Source organism: Streptococcus pseudopneumoniae, from assembly GCF_001074565.1.
GTDB lineage: Bacteria > Bacillota > Bacilli > Lactobacillales > Streptococcaceae > Streptococcus > Streptococcus pseudopneumoniae_J.
The window spans coordinates 90,209-107,626 of the sequence record NZ_JUQX01000001.1 but is presented as its reverse complement, the minus strand read 5'-3'; the positions used below and the strand labels follow the sequence as shown (position 1 = coordinate 107,626).

The window sequence follows — 17,418 nt, the reverse complement described above, 5'->3', positions numbered from 1 at the left end:
CGTACTCAAGTACAGCCTGCGGCTAGTTTCCTAGTTTGCTCTTTGATTTTCATTGAGTATTAAAAATGAACGATATAGAAAGGAAAGGGCTGGTTTATGGATAAAAAAGAATTATTTGATGCGCTGGACGATTTTTCCCAACAGTTATTGATGACCTTGGCCGATGTGGAAGCCATCAAGAAAAATCTCAAGAGCCTGGTAGAGGAAAATACAGCTCTTCGCTTGGAAAATAGTAAGTTGCGCGAACGCTTGGGCGAGGTGGAAGCAGATGCTCCCGTCAAAGCCAAGCATGTTCGTGAAAGCGTCCGTCGAATCTATAAGGACGGTTTTCACGTATGTAATGATTTTTATGGACAACGCCGCGAGCAGGATGAGGAATGTATGTTCTGTGACGAGTTGTTATACAGGGAGTAGGCATGCAGATTCAAAAAAGTTTTAAGGGGCAAACTCCCTATGGCAAGCTTTACTTAGTAGCAACACCGATTGGCAATCTAGATGACATGACCTTTCGTGCCATCCAGACCTTGAAAGAGGTGGACTGGATTGCTGCTGAGGACACGCGCAATACAGGGCTTTTGCTCAAGCATTTTGACATTTCGACCAAACAGATCAGTTTTCATGAGCACAATGCCAAGGAAAAGATTCCTGATTTGATTGGTTTTCTGAAAGCAGGAAAAAGTATTGCTCAGGTCTCCGATGCGGGTCTGCCTAGCATCTCGGACCCTGGTCATGATTTAGTCAAGGCAGCGATCGAGGAAGAGATTGCAGTTGTCACAGTTCCAGGAGCCTCTGCAGGGATTTCTGCCTTGATTGCCAGTGGTTTGGCGCCACAGCCACATATCTTTTATGGCTTTTTACCAAGAAAATCAGGCCAGCAAAAGCAATTTTTCGACTCAAAAAAAGACTATCCAGAAACTCAGATTTTCTATGAATCGCCCCATCGTGTGGCAGATACATTGGAAAATATGCTAGAAGTCTACGGCGACCGCTCGGTGGTCTTGGTTAGAGAATTAACCAAAATCTATGAAGAATACCAACGAGGAAAGATCTCTGAATTGCTAGAAAGCACCGCTGGAACACCGCTCAAGGGCGAATGCCTTCTCATCGTTGAGGGTGCCAGTCTGGATGTGGAGGAAAAGGACGAGGAGGACTTGTTTTCAGAAATCCAAGCTCGTATCCAGCAAGGAATGAAGAAAAATCAAGCCATTAAGGAAGTTGCGAAACTCTACCAGTGGAATAAAAGCCAACTCTACAGTGCCTACCACGACTGGGAAGAAAATGACTAAACAGGGAAGTTTGCCTTCTTCCCTTTTTTTGTTATACTAGTAAAAGAAAAATTAGAAAGATTTGTGGGAGTGAAAAAGTCCGAGGGACTTTTTCAGCCTGAACCAAGAAATTCAAGAGCGAAGTAAGTCCTGTGGACTTTTTCAGTCTGAGCCTAGAAACTCGTAATCTCGTAAGTTTAGTTGGCTTTTTCAATGTGAATCTTGTCTTCACACTCCCAAAGAGGTATTAGTGTCGTGTCTCAATCTTATATCAATGTTATCGGAGCAGGTTTAGCGGGGTCTGAAGCTGCCTACCAAATCGCAGAACGTGGTATTCCAGTTAAACTCTATGAAATGCGTGGTGTCAAGTCAACACCTCAGCACAAAACAGACAATTTTGCGGAGTTGGTTTGTTCCAATTCTCTTCGTGGCGATGCTCTGACAAATGCAGTAGGTCTCCTCAAGGAAGAAATGCGTCGCTTGGGTTCGGTCATCTTGGAATCTGCCGAGGCTACACGTGTTCCAGCAGGTGGAGCGCTTGCGGTGGACCGAGATGGTTTCTCTCAGATGGTGACTGAGAAAGTAGCCAACCATCCCTTGATTGAGGTGGTGCGTGATGAGATTACAGAATTGCCGACAGATGCTATTACAGTTGTAGCGACTGGTCCTTTGACCAGCGACGCCCTAGCTGAAAAGATTCATGCCCTCAATGACGGTGCTGGTTTCTATTTCTATGACGCGGCAGCGCCTATTATTGATGTCAACACCATCGATATGAGCAAGGTCTATCTCAAATCTCGTTATGACAAGGGAGAGGCGGCCTACCTCAATGCCCCTATGACCAAGCAAGAGTTTATGGATTTCCATGAAGCCTTGGTCAATGCGGAAGAAGCTCCTCTCAATTCCTTTGAAAAAGAAAAGTACTTTGAAGGTTGTATGCCGATTGAAGTCATAGCAAAACGTGGCATTAAAACCATGCTTTATGGTCCTATGAAACCAGTTGGTCTGGAGTATCCAGATGACTACACAGGCCCTCGTGATGGAGAATTTAGAACACCTTATGCGGTTGTCCAGCTCCGTCAGGATAATGCGGCTGGTAGCCTCTACAATATCGTCGGTTTCCAAACCCACCTCAAATGGGGAGAACAAAAGCGTGTCTTCCAAATGATTCCGGGTCTTGAAAATGCTGAGTTTGTCCGTTATGGGGTCATGCACCGCAATTCTTATATGGATTCACCAAATCTTCTTGAACAGACTTACCGTTCTAAGAAACAACCAAACCTTTTCTTTGCTGGTCAGATGACGGGTGTGGAAGGTTATGTTGAGTCAGCAGCGTCAGGCTTAGTTGCTGGAATAAATGCCGCTCGTCTCTTCGAAGGAGAAAGCGAGGCTATTTTCCCAGAGACAACAGCGATTGGCAGTCTAGCTCATTACATCACCCATGCGGACAGCAAACATTTCCAACCAATGAACGTCAATTTCGGGATTATCAAGGAGTTAGAAGGCGAGCGTATCCGTGATAAGAAGGCTCGTTATGAAAAAATTGCAGAGCATGCTCTTGCTGACTTAGAAGAATTTTTAACTGTCTAATTTTTTTGAAAGAATTGCTCATGATACTATAAAAATCTTAGAAATTGTGATAAAATAGGTAGGATAAAAAAAGGAGAGTAAAAATGGCGAATCCCAAGTATAAACGTATTTTAATCAAGTTATCAGGTGAAGCCCTTGCCGGTGAACGTGGCGTAGGGATTGATATCCAAACAGTTCAAACAATCGCAAAAGAGATTCAAGAAGTTCATAGCTTAGGTATCGAAATTGCCCTTGTTATTGGTGGAGGAAATCTCTGGCGTGGAGAACCTGCTGCAGAAGCAGGAATGGACCGTGTTCAGGCAGATTACACTGGAATGCTTGGGACTGTTATGAATGCTCTTGTGATGGCAGATTCATTGCAGCAAGTTGGCGTAGATACGCGTGTGCAAACTGCCATTGCTATGCAACAAGTGGCAGAACCTTATGTACGTGGACGTGCCCTTCGCCACCTTGAAAAAGGTCGTATCGTTATCTTTGGTGCCGGAATTGGTTCACCTTACTTCTCAACAGATACAACAGCGGCTCTTCGTGCAGCTGAAATCGAAGCAGATGCCATTCTGATGGCTAAAAATGGCGTAGATGGTGTTTACAATGCCGATCCTAAGAAAGATAAGACAGCCGTTAAGTTTGAAGAATTGACTCACCGTGATGTTATCAACAAAGGTCTTCGTATCATGGACTCAACTGCTTCAACCCTCTCAATGGATAACGACATTGACTTGGTCGTCTTCAATATGAACCAACCAGGCAACATCAAACGTGTCGTATTTGGTGAAAATATCGGAACAACAGTTTCAAACAATATCGAAGAAAAGGAATAAGAAAATTATGGCTAACGCAATTGTAGAAAAAGCTAAAGAGAGAATGACCCAGTCTCACCAATCACTTGCTCGTGAATTTGGTGGTATCCGTGCAGGTCGTGCTAACGCAAGCCTGCTAGACCGTATCCACGTAGAATACTATGGAGTCGAAACTCCTCTTAACCAAATCGCTTCAATCACTATTCCCGAAGCGCGTGTTTTGTTGGTAACGCCATTTGACAAGTCTTCATTGAAAGACATCGAACGTGCCTTGAACGCTTCTGATCTTGGTATTACACCAGCTAATGACGGCTCTGTGATCCGTTTGGTTATCCCAGCTCTTACAGAGGAAACTCGTCGTGACCTTGCTAAAGAAGTGAAGAAGGTCGGTGAGAATGCTAAAGTGGCTATTCGTAACATCCGTCGTGATGCTATGGACGAAGCTAAGAAACAAGAAAAAGCAAAAGAAATCACTGAAGACGAATTGAAGACTCTTGAAAAAGATATTCAAAAAGTAACAGACGATGCTGTCAAACACATCGACGATATGACTGCCAATAAAGAAAAAGAAATCTTGGAAGTCTAAAAATAAACAGAAAAACTCAGTTGGCATTGCTGGCTGAGTTTTATTCGAAAGAAGGAAATATGAATACAAATCTTGCAAGTTTTATTGTTGGACTCATCATCGATGAAAATGACCATTTTTACTTTGTGCAAAAGGATGGTCAGACCTATGCACTTGCCAAGGAAGAAGGTCAACATACAGTAGGGGATACAGTCAAAGGTTTTGCCTACACGGATATGAAGCAAAAACTACGTCTGACAACCTTAGAAGTGACTGCCACTCAGGACCAATTTGGTTGGGGAACCGTAACAGAAGTTCGTAAAGACCTGGGTGTCTTTGTGGATACAGGTCTACCCGATAAGGAAGTCGTAGTATCGCTTGATACTCTTCCTGAGCTCAAGGAACTCTGGCCTAAGAAGGGCGACAAACTCTACATCCGTCTTGAAGTGGACAAGAAAGATCGAATCTGGGGACTCTTGGCTTATCAGGAAGACTTCCAACGTCTGGCTCGTCCTGCTTACAACAACATGCAGAACCAAAACTGGCCAGCCATTGTTTACCGTCTCAAGCTGTCAGGAACCTTTGTCTATCTGCCAGAGAATAACATGCTTGGTTTTATCCATCCTAGTGAGCGCTATGCAGAGCCCCGTTTGGGGCAAGTTTTAGATGCGCGTGTCATTGGTTTCCGTGAAGTGGACCGCACCTTGAACCTCTCCCTCAAACCACGTTCTTTTGAGATGTTGGAAAATGATGCCCAGATGATTTTGACATACTTGGAAAGCAATGGTGGCTTCATGACCTTGAATGACAAGTCGTCCCCTGAGGACATCAAGGCAACCTTTGGCATTTCTAAAGGTCAGTTCAAGAAAGCACTCGGAGGCTTGATGAAAGCTGGCAAAATCAAGCAGGACCAGTTTGGGACAGAGTTGATTTAGGTCTTATAGACATGATAAAGAAACTTGAAGAAATGAGTTTAGAGGAACTCTGGCAACTTTTTCCTATTTTTCTAGTAGAGCACAAGTCAGAGTGGAAAGACTGGTATGAATCGGAAAAATCAAATCTGAAAAAAATATTGGGTGCAAATGTTATTAAAAGAATAGAACATATCGGTAGCACTGCTATCCCTAATATTTGGGCCAAAAATATCGTTGATATTCTGCTAGAAGTAGGTAGAATAGAGGATTTAGCAAGAATCAGGGATTTATTGGTGAAGAATGGTTGGCTAGTGATGTCGGAGAGTCCTAACAGGATTTCGCTAAATAAAGGCTATACAGAGCAGGGATTTGCTGAGAAAGTTTTTCATTTACATTTGCGAATGACGGGAGATCATGACGAGATTTATTTTAGAGATTATCTCTGCCAGCATCCAGATATTGCCCAAGCGTATCAGGAATTAAAACTCAGTTTGTGGAAACAATTTGAACACAATCGAGACGCCTATACTGATGCGAAAACGGATTTTATAAACCACTACGTTTCAGAGGCTAAGTCCAGTAATTTTCAAGAATCAGAAAAGTGTCATCAAAAAAAGTCTTGATAGGAGAAAGAATTGAGAAAATCATTTTACACTTGGCTCATGACCGAGCGCAATCCTAAAAGTAACAGTCCCAAAGCCATCTTGGCAGACCTCGCTTTTGAAGAGTCAGCCTTCCCAAAACACACGGATGATTTTGATGAGGTGAGTCGCTTTTTGGAGGAACATGCCAGTTTCTCTTTCAACCTAGGAGACTTTGACGCCATCTGGCAAGAATACTTAGAACACTAGAGATAATGAGATTTGGCTAGTATTTTATTGTTCTCTTTGCTATAATAAAAAGAAAAAAAGGATTAGAGAGGTTCTTTATTTGAAGGAACATTCAATAGACATTCAACTGAGTCATCCAGATGACCTGTTTCATCTTTTTGGATCCAATGAGCGCCATCTTCGTTTGATGGAAGAAGAGCTTGATGTTGTGATTCATGCTCGTACGGAGATTGTGCAGGTTTTGGGAGAAGAAGCTGCATGTGAAGAAACCCGTCAGGTTATCCAAGCCTTGATGGTTTTGGTGAATCGTGGAATGACGGTTGGGACGCCAGATGTGGTGACTGCGATTAGCATGGTCAAAAACGATGAAATCGACAAGTTTGTCGCCCTTTACGAAGAAGAAATTATCAAGGACAATACTGGGAAACCTATCCGTGTCAAAACCTTGGGTCAAAAACTTTATGTGGACAGTGTCAAACAGCATGATGTGACCTTTGGAATCGGACCTGCAGGGACTGGGAAGACCTTTCTTGCAGTGACCTTGGCAGTGACAGCCCTTAAACGTGGGCAGGTCAAGCGGATTATCCTGACTCGTCCCGCAGTGGAAGCTGGTGAGAGTCTTGGATTTCTTCCGGGTGATCTCAAGGAGAAGGTGGATCCTTATCTTCGACCTGTTTACGATGCCTTGTATCAGATTCTGGGGAAAGACCAAACGACTCGTCTCATGGAGCGTGAAATTATCGAAATCGCGCCCCTCGCCTACATGCGTGGACGGACCTTGGATGATGCCTTTGTCATTTTAGATGAGGCACAAAATACGACTATCATGCAGATGAAGATGTTCTTGACGCGTTTAGGTTTTAATTCTAAGATGATTGTCAATGGAGATATCAGTCAGATTGACCTACCACGTAATGTCAAGTCCGGTTTGATTGATGCCCAAGAAAAGCTTAAGAACATTCACCAAATTGACTTTATTCATTTTTCAGCCAAGGATGTGGTTCGTCATCCTGTTGTTGCTCAGATTATCCGAGCTTATGAACCAGCTCCAGTTAAGGTTGAAGAAAAGAACCAAGAAACAGAATAGAAAAAAAGCAGTTCAGATGTGAACTGCTCTTTTTTAATGAGTGTCTAGCTTTAAACAAGTTCGTCGATAGACGTATAATCTTTATCGAGTCCTTGAGCAACTGGTAGGCTAGTTAAGTAACCTTGATAAGTGGTCACACCTTGACGCAAGCCCTCATCTTCAGAGATTGCTTGTGCGAATCCTTTGCCGGCCAAAGCTTCGATATAAGGAAGAGTGACATTGGTTAGGGCGATAGTAGAGGTACGAGCAACTGCACCAGGGATATTGGCAACGGCATAGTGGAGAACACCGTGTTTTTCATAGACGGGTTCATCGTGCGTTGTCACACGGTCAGCTGTCTCGATAACGCCACCTTGGTCAACGGCTACGTCAACGATGACAGAGCCTGGACGCATTTGCTTGACCATCTCATCTGTCACCAATTTCGGTGCTTTAGCACCAGGGATAAGAACCGCTCCAATTACCACATCAGCATCTCTCACACTTGCTTCAATGTTGAAAGAATTTGACATAAGAGTTTGGATTTGATTCCCAAAGACTTCTTCTAGAACTGAGAGTCGTTTGGCACTGATATCTAAAATAGTCACTTGAGCACCGAGTCCAAGAGCGATGCGGGCAGCATGTGTACCGACGACACCACCACCGATGATGGTTACTTTTCCTTTTGGAACACCCGGCACACCACCTAGTAGGACACCAGAGCCACCAGCTTGTTTGGTAAGGAAGTGAGCTCCGATTTGAACCGCCATACGACCTGCAACCTCACTCATAGGAACGAGGAGTGGTAGTTGTCCTTGATTATCACGAACAGTTTCATAGGCAATTCCTGTTGTTTTTGCTGCTAACATAGCATCTGCTAATTCTGGAGCAGCGGCCATGTGCAAGTAGGTGAAGAGGAGAAGGTCGTCGCGCAAATAACCGTATTCAGAAGCTAGTGGTTCTTTTACTTTCACGACTAATTCGGCAGCCCAGGCTTCAGCAGCAGTAGCGACAATCTCAGCTCCTTGCTTTTGATAGTCAGCATCAGTAAATCCTGAACCGAGACCAGCATTTGTTTCGATGAGGACACGATGTCCACGAGAAACTAAGCTATGGACACCAGCAGGTGTGAGGGCGACACGGTTTTCGTTATTTTTAATTTCTTTTGGAATTCCGATTAACATAAAGGTTGTCTCCTTATTCTATATCTGGATTCTAATCATAACAATCACAGAGAGAACCAGATTATTTATTGTGATGTACTAATTTTATATAAAAGATGGATAAAAATCAAGAAAAACCGATTTCTAGGGCCTTTATTTTTTGCTAAAATGGTTGAAAAACCTTTCTAAGGAGGGAAAGTATGGAATCAATCTTTTTAAAACTAGCCCAATATCCAATAGTGGAAACAGAACGTTTAGTGCTTAGACCAGTAACCTTGGATGATGCGGAAGCTATGTTTGAGTATGCCTCAGACAGAGAAAATACGCGCTACACTTTTCCAACCAATCAAAGCTTAGAAGAAACTAAGAATAACATTGCTCAGTTTTACTTGGCCAATCCCTTGGGACGATGGGGGATAGAACTAAAAAGCAATGGTCAGTTTATCGGTACCATTGATTTGCACAAGATTGATACTGTTCTTAAGAAGGCAGCTATTGGTTACATTATCAATAAAAAGTATTGGAATCAAGGATTGACAACAGAAGCCAATCGAGCCGTGATTGAGCTAGCTTTTGAGAAGATTGGAATGAACAAGTTAGTTGCTTTACATGATAAGGATAATCCCGCGTCAGGAAAGGTCATGCAGAAATCAGGCATGCGTTTTTCCCATGCAGAACCATACGCTTGTATGGACCAGCATGAAAAAGGACGAATCGTTACAAGAGTTCATTATGTCTTGACCAAGGAAGACTATTTTGCAAATAAATAAGCAGTTGAAAAGATTTTTCAGCTGTTTTTTTCTTTCTCTTGCGAATAACTTAAGAGAGGAGAAAATATGGAAGCAATTATCGAGAAAATCAAAGAGTATAAAATCATTGTCATCTGTGCTGGTTTGGGTTTGGCCTTGGGCGCATTTTTCCTACTAAAGCCAACTTCACAAACATCTGTGAAAGAAACAAATTTGCAGGCTGAAGTTGCCGCTGTTTCAAAGGAGACATCTACCGAAAAAGAAGTGAAAAAGGAAGAAAAGGAAGAAAAGGAAGAGTCCCCTGAACAAGATCTAATAACAGTAGATGTCAAAGGTGCTGTCAAATCACCAGGGATTTATGACTTGCCAGTAGGAAGTCGGGTCCATGATGCCGTTCAAAAGGCTGGTGGCTTGACAGAGCAAGCAGATAGCAAGTCGCTCAATCTAGCTCAGAAAGTTAGTGACGAGGCTCTGGTCTACGTCCCGAGTAAGGGGGAAGAAGCAGCTAGTCAGCGGGCTGCCTCTGGAACGACTCCTTCGTCAAGTAAAGAAAAGAAGATCAACCTAAATAAAGCTAGTCTGGAAGAGCTCAAGCAGGTCAAGGGACTGGGTGGTAAACGAGCCCAGGATATTATCGACCATCGTGAGGCAAATGGTAAATTTAAGTCAGTAGATGAACTCAAGAAAGTCTCTGGTATTGGGGCTAAGACCATAGAAAAGCTAAAAGATTATGTCACAGTGGATTAAGAATTTCCCTATCCCCCTAATCTATCTGAGTTTTCTGTTACTCTGGCTTTACTATGCCATTTTTGGAGCGTCCTATCTCGCACTGCTAGGTTTTGTTTTTTTGCTCGTCTGTCTCTTTTTCCAATTTCCTTGGAAATCGGCTAGTAGAGTTCTAGCGATTTGTGGACTCTTTGGCTTTTGGTTTCTGTTTCAAAACTGGCACCAGAGTCAAGCTAGTCAAAATCTTGCGGATTCTGTTGAAAGGGTACGGATTCTGCCTGACACTATTAAGGTCAATGGAGATAGCCTGTCCTTTCGGGGCAAGGCCGAAGGACGCACCTTCCAAGTTTACTATAAACTCCAGTCCGAGGAGGAGAAAGAGCACTTTCAGGCCTTAACAGATCTTTATGAGATTGAACTAGAAGGAAAACTTTCCGAGCCAGAAGGTCAGAGGAATTTTGGTGGCTTTGACTACCAAGCCTATCTGAAAACTCAGGGGATTTACCAAACTTTGACTATCAAGAGCATCCAGTCAATGAAAAAGGTTAGCAGTTGGGATATAGGTGAAAACCTATCGAGTCTACGTAGAAAGGCTATTGTTTGGATCAAGACGCACTTTCCCGACCCTATGCGCAACTATATGACAGGGCTGTTGCTAGGACATTTGGATACTGACTTCGAGGAGATGAATGAGCTCTATTCCAGTCTTGGAATTATCCATCTCTTTGCCTTGTCGGGTATGCAGGTGGGCTTTTTCATGGATGCCTTTAAGAAACTCCTCTTACGATTGGGATTTACCCAAGAAAAGTTGAAGTGGTTGACCTATCCCTTTTCCCTTATCTATGCAGGTTTGACAGGATTCTCAGCTTCGGTCATTCGAAGTCTCTTACAAAAGTTACTATCCCAACATGGTGTTAAGGGCTTGGACAATTTTGCCTTGACTGTTCTTGTCCTCTTTATCATCATGCCTAACTTTTTCCTAACGGCAGGAGGTGTCTTGTCCTGCGCCTACGCCTTTATCTTGACCATGACTAGTAAAGAAGGCGAGGGGCTCAAGGCTGTTGCCAGAGAAAGTCTGGTCATTTCCTTGGGAATACTGCCCATTCTTTCCTTTTATTTTGCAGAATTTCAGCCTTGGTCTATCCTTTTAACCTTTGTCTTTTCCTTTCTTTTTGACTTGGTTTTCTTACCACTTTTGTCTATCTTATTCATTCTGTCTTTTGTTTATCCAATCACCCAGCTTAACCTTATTTTTGAGTGGTTGGAGGGCATCATTCGCTTGGTTTCGCAGATGGCAAGTAGGCCCTTGGTCTTTGGACAACCAAACGCATGGCTTTTGATTCTCCTCTTAGCTTCATTGGCCTTGGTCTATGATTTTAGGAAAAACATCAAAAGAGTAGCAGGGTTCAGCCTCTTTATCGTGGGACTCTTTTTCATAACCAAACACCCGCTGGAAAATGAAATCACCATGCTGGATGTTGGGCAGGGAGAAAGCATTTTTCTACGGGATATGACTGGTAAAACTATCTTGATAGATGTAGGAGGTAAGGCAGAATCCGACAAAAAAATCCAAGCTTGGCAGCAAAAGTCTACAACCAGCAATGCCCAGAGGACCTTGATTCCCTATCTTAAAAGTCGAGGAGTAGATAAGATTGATCAGCTGATTTTGACCAATACAGACAAGGAGCATGTTGGAGATTTGCTGGAGGTGACCAAGGCTTTCCATGTAGGGGAGATTTTAGTATCAAAAGGAAGTTTGACACAGAAAGAATTTGTGGCAGAATTAGAAGCGACTCAAACCAAGGTACGCAGTGTGACAGCAGGGGAGAATTTTCCGATTTTTGGCAGTTACTTAGAAGTCCTATCTCCAGGGAAGATTGGAGATGGGAATCGTGATGATTCTCTCCTTCTTTATGGAAAACTCATGGATAAGTACTTTCTCTTTACTGGAAACTTGAAGGAGAAGGGAGAAAAGGATCTTCTAAAGCAATACCCTACCTTAGAGGTGGATGTCTTAAAAGTCGGTCAACATGGTGCTAAAACCTCATCAAATCCAGCTTTTCTAGAAAAACTCAAACCAGAGATTACTCTCATTTCAGTGGGTAAGAACAATCGTGCAAAACTCCCCCATCAGGAAACCTTGACACGACTGGAAAGTATCAAGAGTAAGGTTTACCGAACTGACCAGAACGGAGCTACTCGCTTTAAAGGTTGGAAAAGTTGGCGAATTGAAAGCGTTCGATAGGAAGAAAAATGTTATATATTAATGAAATGGACTAAAAATCTGTTGCATAATACAGGGAAAAACGATATAATGAAAGCGTCTTCAATACTAATGATACAAATTCAATGATAACCATGAAAAAATCAGCAAAAGTTGTTTTATTAGCTAGTTTGTTATCTATTGGTCTTTTTCAGTCTAGTGTATCTGCTAAGACCGTTCTTAAAAATTATCGCTATGACTGGAATGCCTTCTATGAGTCTAGAATGAATTACCATGCATATAGATATAAGGTCATTCCGGAATGGTCTCGTTATTACAGCTATTCTGAGTATAAAGTTGGCGGAGGCTGGAACTACGCTCGTTATGAGGTCATTAACTACTAGACAGGAAACTATCAATCGTTAAAGAGTGAAAAAAAGGAGGGCTGTATATGATAACTCTTACTCATGTTACCTTAAAAACACGACAAGTCATCTTACAAGATGTTGATTTCACATTTGAAAAGGGCAGGATTTATGGCCTTCTTGCTATCAATGGCTCGGGAAAGACGACCCTGTTCCGAGCCATGAGCAAGCTACTTCCCCTTAGTAGTGGAAATATCGCAGTCCCTCCTTCTTTATTTTATTATGAGAGTATTGAATGGCTGGATGGAAACTTAAGTGGGATGGACTACCTTCGTCTCATAAAAAATATCTGGAAGTCAGACCTAAACTTGGGGGACGAAATCGCCTATTGGGAAATGTCTGACTATATCAACCTTCCTATTCGTAAGTATTCCTTAGGGATGAAGCAACGCTTGGTGATTGCTATGTATTTCCTCAGTCAGGCGAAATGCTGGCTCATGGATGAGATAACAAATGGCTTAGATGAGTATTATCGACAGAAGTTTTTTGATAGGCTGGCACAAATCGATAGAAAAGAACAGCTGGTTCTTTTGAGTTCCCACTACAAAGAGGAGTTAATGGAGATTTGCGATAGCATCGTAACTATTCGTCAGGGGCAGATAGAAGAGGTTCCGTTATGAAAGATATTAGCCTATTTTTATTAAAGAAAGTTTTCAAAAGTCGCTTAAACTGGATTATCTTAGCTTTATTTGCATCTGTTCTCGGTGTTACCTTTTATTTCAATAGTCGGACTGCAAACTCAGTCAGCTTTGAGAATCGGTTGGAAACTCGTATTGCAGCTAACGAGAGAGCTATCAATGAAAATGAAGAGAAACTCTCCCAAATGTCTGATACCAGCTCAGAGGAATACCAATTTGCTAAAGAAAATTTAGACATACAAAAAAATCTTTTGACGCAAAAGAAAGAAATTCTGACTTTATTAAAAGAAGGGCGCTGGAAAGAAGCCTACTATTTGCAGTGGCAAGCTGAAGAAAAGAGTTATGAAATTGTATCGAAGGAACCGACTTCTAGCTCTGACTTAAAAATGGCGGTTGACCGCGAACGAAAGATTTACCAAGCACTATATCCCTTGAACATAAAAGCCCACAATTTAGACTATCCGACCCACGGGATTGATCAGATTGTCTGGATTTTAGAGGTTATCATCCCAAGCTTGTTTGTGATTGGTATTATTTTTATGCTAACACAACTGTTCGCAGAAAGATATCAAAATAATCTCGATACAGCTCAGTTATATCCTTTTTCAAAAGCGACATTTGCCATGTCCTCTCTTGGAGTTGGGGTGAGTTATGTAACCGTGCTGTTTATCGGAATCTGTGGATTTTCTTTTCTAGTGGGAAGTCTGATAAGTGGTTTTGGACAGTTAGATTATCCCTACCCGTTCTATAGCTTAACGAATCAAGAGGTAACTATTGGGAAGATACAAGATGTGTTATTTCCTAGCTTGCTCTTAACTTTCTTAGCCTTTATCGTCATTGTGGAAATCGTGTACTTGATTGCATACTTTTTCAAGCAAAAAATGCCTGTCCTCTTTCTTTCCCTCATTGGGATTGTTGGCTTATTGTTTGGTATCCAAACGATCCAGCCTCTCCAAAAGATTGCACATCTGATTCCCTTTACTTACTTGCGTTCAGTGGAGATTTTATCTGGAAGATTACCTAAGCAAATTGATAATGTCAATCTAAATTGGAGCATGGGGATGGTCTTACTTCCTTGCCTGCTTATCCTTTTGTTAGTGGGGATTCTATTTATCGAAAGATGGGGAAGTTCACGTAAAAAGGAAGTTGTTAATAGGTCTTAGCATTCCTATACGGAAAGTGAGGAAAAAACTAACAGAGGGAGGGAACCAACTAGGTTCTCTCTTTTTGATGCGGATATCAAGAAGAAAACAGAAAGTTTTTTTAAAAAATAACTTTTTATCTTGACAAGGGATAGAAAACTTGGTATCATATAAAAGTTGAGAAAAGCAGAAGTGAGAGCTTCTCGCCTTGTGACATCAAGTTGCCTGGCCCTACGGATGAAAAGTTTCTAAGAAACGCTATCATAACGTGCGGGCTTGTATCATTACGAGTCCGCTATTGTTTTTCTCTAATAATAAAAAAGAGGTGAAAACCATAGCAAAGCAAGACTTATTCATCAATGATGAAATTCGTGTACGTGAAGTTCGCTTGATCGGTCTTGAGGGAGAACAGCTAGGTATCAAGCCACTCAGCGAAGCGCAAGCATTGGCTGATAGTGCAAATGTTGACTTAGTATTGATTCAACCCCAAGCAAAACCACCTGTTGCTAAAATTATGGACTACGGTAAGTTCAAATTTGAGTACCAGAAGAAACAAAAAGAGCAACGCAAAAAACAAAGCGTTGTGACCGTGAAAGAAGTTCGTTTGAGCCCAGTTATCGATAAGGGTGATTTCGAAACGAAACTTCGCAATGCTCGCAAGTTCCTTGAAAAAGGGAACAAAGTTAAGGTATCCATTCGCTTTAAAGGGCGTATGATCACCCATAAAGAGATTGGTGCAAAAGTTTTAGCCGAGTTTGCTGAAGCAACACAAGATATTGCAATCATCGAACAACGTGCTAAAATGGATGGACGCCAAATGTTCATGCAGTTGGCGCCAGCAACTGACAAAAAATAATTGTCAGAAAGTTAAATAAAGGAGAAAAAATCATGCCAAAACAAAAAACACACCGCGCATCAGCTAAACGTTTCAAACGTACAGGTTCTGGTGGACTTAAACGTTTCCGTGCTTACACTTCTCACCGTTTCCACGGAAAAACTAAGAAACAACGTCGTCATCTTCGTAAAGCATCTATGGTGCATTCAGGAGATTTCAAACGTATCAAAGCAATGCTTACTCGCTTGAAATAATAGCCTAACAGTAAGTAAACAATTCTAGGAAATATTTGGAGGAAATAAAACATGGCACGTGTTAAAGGTGGCGTTGTATCACGCAAACGTCGTAAACGTATTCTTAAATTAGCAAAAGGTTACTATGGAGCTAAACACATCTTGTTCCGTACTGCAAAAGAACAAGTAATGAACTCTTACTACTATGCATACCGTGACCGTCGTCAAAAGAAACGTGACTTCCGCAAATTGTGGATCACTCGTATTAACGCGGCAGCTCGTATGAACGGACTTTCATACTCACAATTGATGCATGGTTTGAAATTGGCTGAGATCGAAGTAAACCGTAAAATGCTTGCTGACTTGGCTGTTAACGATGCAGCAGCTTTCACAGCTCTTGCAGATGCAGCAAAAGCAAAACTTGGTAAATAATAACAAACTGTTTCATTCTTACTCTCGTGGTTTTTACCGCTGGTGTAGGGTGAAACTTTTTTATTTACCTTAAATGATTTTCTATTTTAGAGAGTAAACCACAGATTTTTTCAAAGAAAATAGGATATTTCTTGTATAATAGGAATATCTAAAAGATTTGGAGTTAGAAGAAGATGATAGTAGGTATTGATTTAGGAACGACAAATTCTTTGGTAGGGGTTTATCAAGATGGTCAGGTTAAGCTGATTCCCAATGCTTTTGGTGAATATTTGACGCCTTCTGTTGTGGCTTTGGATGACAATGATGAGATTATAGTTGGAAAAATTGCCAAGGAACGCTTGGTGACCCACCCGGACAAGACGGTTTCACAGTTCAAGCGTTTTATGGGGACTAAACATGAGTTGTCCCTAGGAAATCGAGCATATAAGGCTGAAGAATTAAGCTCTTTTATCATTCGAAAGTTGGTAGACGATGCAGAGACCTATCTTGGAGAAAAGGTCGAGGAAGTGATTGTCAGTGTTCCAGCCTATTTCAACGACGCTCAACGCTATGCGACCAAACTAGCAGGGAAATTTGCAGGCGTTCAGATTGATCGGATTATCAATGAACCCTCCGCAGCAGCTCTTGCTAAAAGGTCTATGGTAAACCAAGAAGATCAATCTTTTATTGTAGTCGATTTTGGTGGTGGCACTCTGGATATTTCAGTTGTAGAGCTATTTGATAACATCGTTGAAATCGTGTCAATCGCAGGAGACAATCGCTTGGGAGGAGAAGATTTTACTGCAGCTATTGCTGAGGAATTTTTAGTCTCCAATCAATTAACCAAGGATACGATTTCCCGAGAATTTTATAGCAAAATTCTGGTACAGGCTGAAAAGACAAAGCTAGAACTCAATGATAAAGAAGAAGTGAAGATGACAGTGATGGACCAAGATCAGGAATACTCTTTAGACTTGAGCTACCAGCGTTTTTATGAGCTTTGTCAACCGCTGCTGGCTCGTGTTAAGGCTGTTTTGGACCGTGCCTTGATGGATGCACGCTATAGCTATGTATCATCAGATAACTTTGTTCTTGTTGGTGGGACTTCAAAACTCCGCTTGGTTCAGGACTTTTTGTCCTACTGTATCAATCAAATGGTTCAGGTATCTGATGATCCTGATCGAATGATTGCGAGAGGTTGTGCCCTTCTAGCAGGAATAAAAGAACGCAAGGGTGAGATACGAGATTTGCTGCTGTCTGATATTTGTCCTTTTACACTGGGGATTGAGATAGTTGGAGACCGTTTTTCGCCGATTATCGAACGAAATTCCACCCTACCTGCTTCACGCATTGAGCAGTATTATACTGCTGAATTGGGACAGAGCCAAGTCAAGATAAAGGTCTATCAAGGTGAGATGATGAAGGCTTCACAAAACCTGTTCTTAGGTGAATTAGAAGTTCCCGTACCTGTGAATACTCGCGAAAAAGAAAGTTTAACAGTTCGTTTTACCTATGATTTAAATGGAATTTTGGATGTCGAAGTGAAAATTGATTCAACACAGGAAGTCTTTAGTCATGTTATTCTCCAAGATAGCATTACCCTGACAGAAAAGGAAATCAAGGTTAAGCAAGCAGAATTGTCTCGCTATAAGATTAATGCTCAAGAAACAGAGGTTTACCGATTCTTGATGGAGAAAGCAAATCGTCTTTACAGTATGCTTTTAGGAAGAAGAAGGGAAGAATTGATGGCATCAACTAGACAATTTGAAGAAGAAGTGAACCAAGCTTCTATGTACCACTTACCTAAACTCTATCAATCATTTTCAAACTACCTAGAGTTCCTAGAGCGAGGACTGTAGAAAA

At 41.8% G+C, this 17,418-nt stretch carries 20 protein-coding genes and 1 other annotated feature; of the genes, 19 read left to right on the top strand and 1 reads right to left on the bottom strand.

Annotation, left to right across the window (positions count from 1 at the left end):
• Positions 1 to 96 precede the first annotated feature (96 nt).
• From yabA to ADI74_RS00480, 9 genes are all read left to right on the top strand, one after another.
• Positions 97 to 414, top strand: coding sequence for a DNA replication initiation control protein YabA (gene yabA, locus ADI74_RS00520; RefSeq protein ID WP_049536330.1), 318 nt, complete (start codon positions 97 to 99; stop codon positions 412 to 414).
• A 2-nt stretch (positions 415 to 416) separates the two neighbouring features.
• Positions 417 to 1,286: a 16S rRNA (cytidine(1402)-2'-O)-methyltransferase gene (gene rsmI, locus ADI74_RS00515; protein WP_049536328.1), complete on the top strand. Its 870-nt coding sequence runs from the start codon at positions 417 to 419 to the stop codon at positions 1,284 to 1,286.
• 234 nt (positions 1,287 to 1,520) lie between these two features.
• A complete protein-coding gene (trmFO, locus tag ADI74_RS00510; RefSeq protein WP_049536326.1) occupies positions 1,521 to 2,855 on the top strand; it encodes a methylenetetrahydrofolate--tRNA-(uracil(54)-C(5))-methyltransferase (FADH(2)-oxidizing) TrmFO in 1,335 nt (444 codons plus the stop codon).
• Positions 2,856 to 2,938: 83 nt separating this feature from the next.
• On the top strand, positions 2,939 to 3,676 hold the full coding sequence (gene pyrH / locus ADI74_RS00505) for a UMP kinase (RefSeq protein WP_000002996.1): 738 nt from the start codon (positions 2,939 to 2,941) through the stop codon (positions 3,674 to 3,676).
• Between the two features lie 7 nt (positions 3,677 to 3,683).
• Positions 3,684 to 4,241 (top strand): ribosome recycling factor, encoded by a 558-nt coding sequence (gene frr / locus ADI74_RS00500; RefSeq protein ID WP_001262233.1) that lies wholly within the window; start codon positions 3,684 to 3,686, stop codon positions 4,239 to 4,241.
• Positions 4,242 to 4,300: 59 nt separating this feature from the next.
• The gene (gene cvfB / locus ADI74_RS00495) at positions 4,301 to 5,155 is read left to right on the top strand and encodes an RNA-binding virulence regulatory protein CvfB (protein WP_049536323.1); all 855 of its coding nucleotides are present in this window, start codon (positions 4,301 to 4,303) and stop codon (positions 5,153 to 5,155) included.
• An 11-nt stretch (positions 5,156 to 5,166) separates the two neighbouring features.
• Complete coding sequence (locus ADI74_RS00490; RefSeq protein WP_049536320.1) at positions 5,167 to 5,757, top strand: GrpB family protein; 591 nt, start codon at positions 5,167 to 5,169, stop codon at positions 5,755 to 5,757.
• Between the two features lie 12 nt (positions 5,758 to 5,769).
• Positions 5,770 to 5,985, top strand: a complete 216-nt coding sequence (locus tag ADI74_RS00485; protein ID WP_001232084.1) for a YozE family protein — start codon at positions 5,770 to 5,772, stop codon at positions 5,983 to 5,985.
• A gap of 79 nt (positions 5,986 to 6,064) precedes the next feature.
• Positions 6,065 to 7,051, top strand: a complete 987-nt coding sequence (locus ADI74_RS00480) for a PhoH family protein (protein WP_049536318.1) — start codon at positions 6,065 to 6,067, stop codon at positions 7,049 to 7,051.
• A gap of 50 nt (positions 7,052 to 7,101) precedes the next feature.
• Here the strand turns inward: ADI74_RS00480 and ald are convergent, their stop codons facing one another.
• Positions 7,102 to 8,214 carry an alanine dehydrogenase gene (gene ald / locus ADI74_RS00475; protein WP_049536316.1) on the bottom strand — a complete coding sequence of 371 codons (1,113 nt, stop codon included), beginning with the start codon at positions 8,212 to 8,214 and terminating at the stop codon, positions 7,102 to 7,104.
• Positions 8,215 to 8,393: 179 nt separating this feature from the next.
• On the opposite strand from ald, the gene ADI74_RS00470 reads away from it, so the two are divergent.
• The 10 genes from ADI74_RS00470 to ADI74_RS00425 all read left to right on the top strand — a co-directional run bounded on the left by ADI74_RS00470 (position 8,394) and on the right by ADI74_RS00425 (position 17,414).
• Positions 8,394 to 8,963 (top strand): GNAT family N-acetyltransferase, encoded by a 570-nt coding sequence (locus ADI74_RS00470; RefSeq protein WP_049536314.1) that lies wholly within the window; start codon positions 8,394 to 8,396, stop codon positions 8,961 to 8,963.
• Between the two features lie 66 nt (positions 8,964 to 9,029).
• Positions 9,030 to 9,689 carry a helix-hairpin-helix domain-containing protein gene (locus ADI74_RS00465; RefSeq protein ID WP_049536312.1) on the top strand — a complete coding sequence of 220 codons (660 nt, stop codon included), beginning with the start codon at positions 9,030 to 9,032 and terminating at the stop codon, positions 9,687 to 9,689.
• Entirely contained in the window at positions 9,673 to 11,913 is a 2,241-nt protein-coding gene (locus tag ADI74_RS00460) for a DNA internalization-related competence protein ComEC/Rec2 (protein ID WP_049536310.1), read from the top strand. The genes ADI74_RS00465 and ADI74_RS00460 overlap by 17 nt, the downstream gene beginning before the upstream one ends.
• A 113-nt stretch (positions 11,914 to 12,026) precedes the next feature.
• Positions 12,027 to 12,275 carry a hypothetical protein gene (locus ADI74_RS00455; RefSeq protein WP_049536309.1) on the top strand — a complete coding sequence of 83 codons (249 nt, stop codon included), beginning with the start codon at positions 12,027 to 12,029 and terminating at the stop codon, positions 12,273 to 12,275.
• A gap of 47 nt (positions 12,276 to 12,322) precedes the next feature.
• Positions 12,323 to 12,916: an ATP-binding cassette domain-containing protein gene (locus ADI74_RS00450; RefSeq protein ID WP_049536308.1), complete on the top strand. Its 594-nt coding sequence runs from the start codon at positions 12,323 to 12,325 to the stop codon at positions 12,914 to 12,916.
• Positions 12,913 to 14,097: a hypothetical protein gene (locus ADI74_RS00445; protein WP_049536307.1), complete on the top strand. Its 1,185-nt coding sequence runs from the start codon at positions 12,913 to 12,915 to the stop codon at positions 14,095 to 14,097. Before ADI74_RS00450 ends, ADI74_RS00445 begins: the two co-directional genes overlap by 4 nt.
• A gap of 157 nt (positions 14,098 to 14,254) precedes the next feature.
• Positions 14,255 to 14,386 (top strand) — a sequence feature (ribosomal protein L20 leader region).
• A 15-nt stretch (positions 14,387 to 14,401) separates the two neighbouring features.
• Positions 14,402 to 14,932, top strand: a complete 531-nt coding sequence (gene infC / locus ADI74_RS00440; RefSeq protein ID WP_007521573.1) for a translation initiation factor IF-3 — start codon at positions 14,402 to 14,404, stop codon at positions 14,930 to 14,932.
• 32 nt (positions 14,933 to 14,964) lie between these two features.
• On the top strand, positions 14,965 to 15,165 hold the full coding sequence (gene rpmI / locus ADI74_RS00435) for a 50S ribosomal protein L35 (RefSeq protein WP_001125942.1): 201 nt from the start codon (positions 14,965 to 14,967) through the stop codon (positions 15,163 to 15,165).
• A gap of 51 nt (positions 15,166 to 15,216) precedes the next feature.
• Positions 15,217 to 15,576 carry a 50S ribosomal protein L20 gene (gene rplT, locus ADI74_RS00430; RefSeq protein ID WP_000124834.1) on the top strand — a complete coding sequence of 120 codons (360 nt, stop codon included), beginning with the start codon at positions 15,217 to 15,219 and terminating at the stop codon, positions 15,574 to 15,576.
• A gap of 173 nt (positions 15,577 to 15,749) precedes the next feature.
• Positions 15,750 to 17,414, top strand: coding sequence for a molecular chaperone HscC (locus tag ADI74_RS00425; RefSeq protein ID WP_049536304.1), 1,665 nt, complete (start codon positions 15,750 to 15,752; stop codon positions 17,412 to 17,414).
• Positions 17,415 to 17,418: the final 4 nt, after the last annotated feature.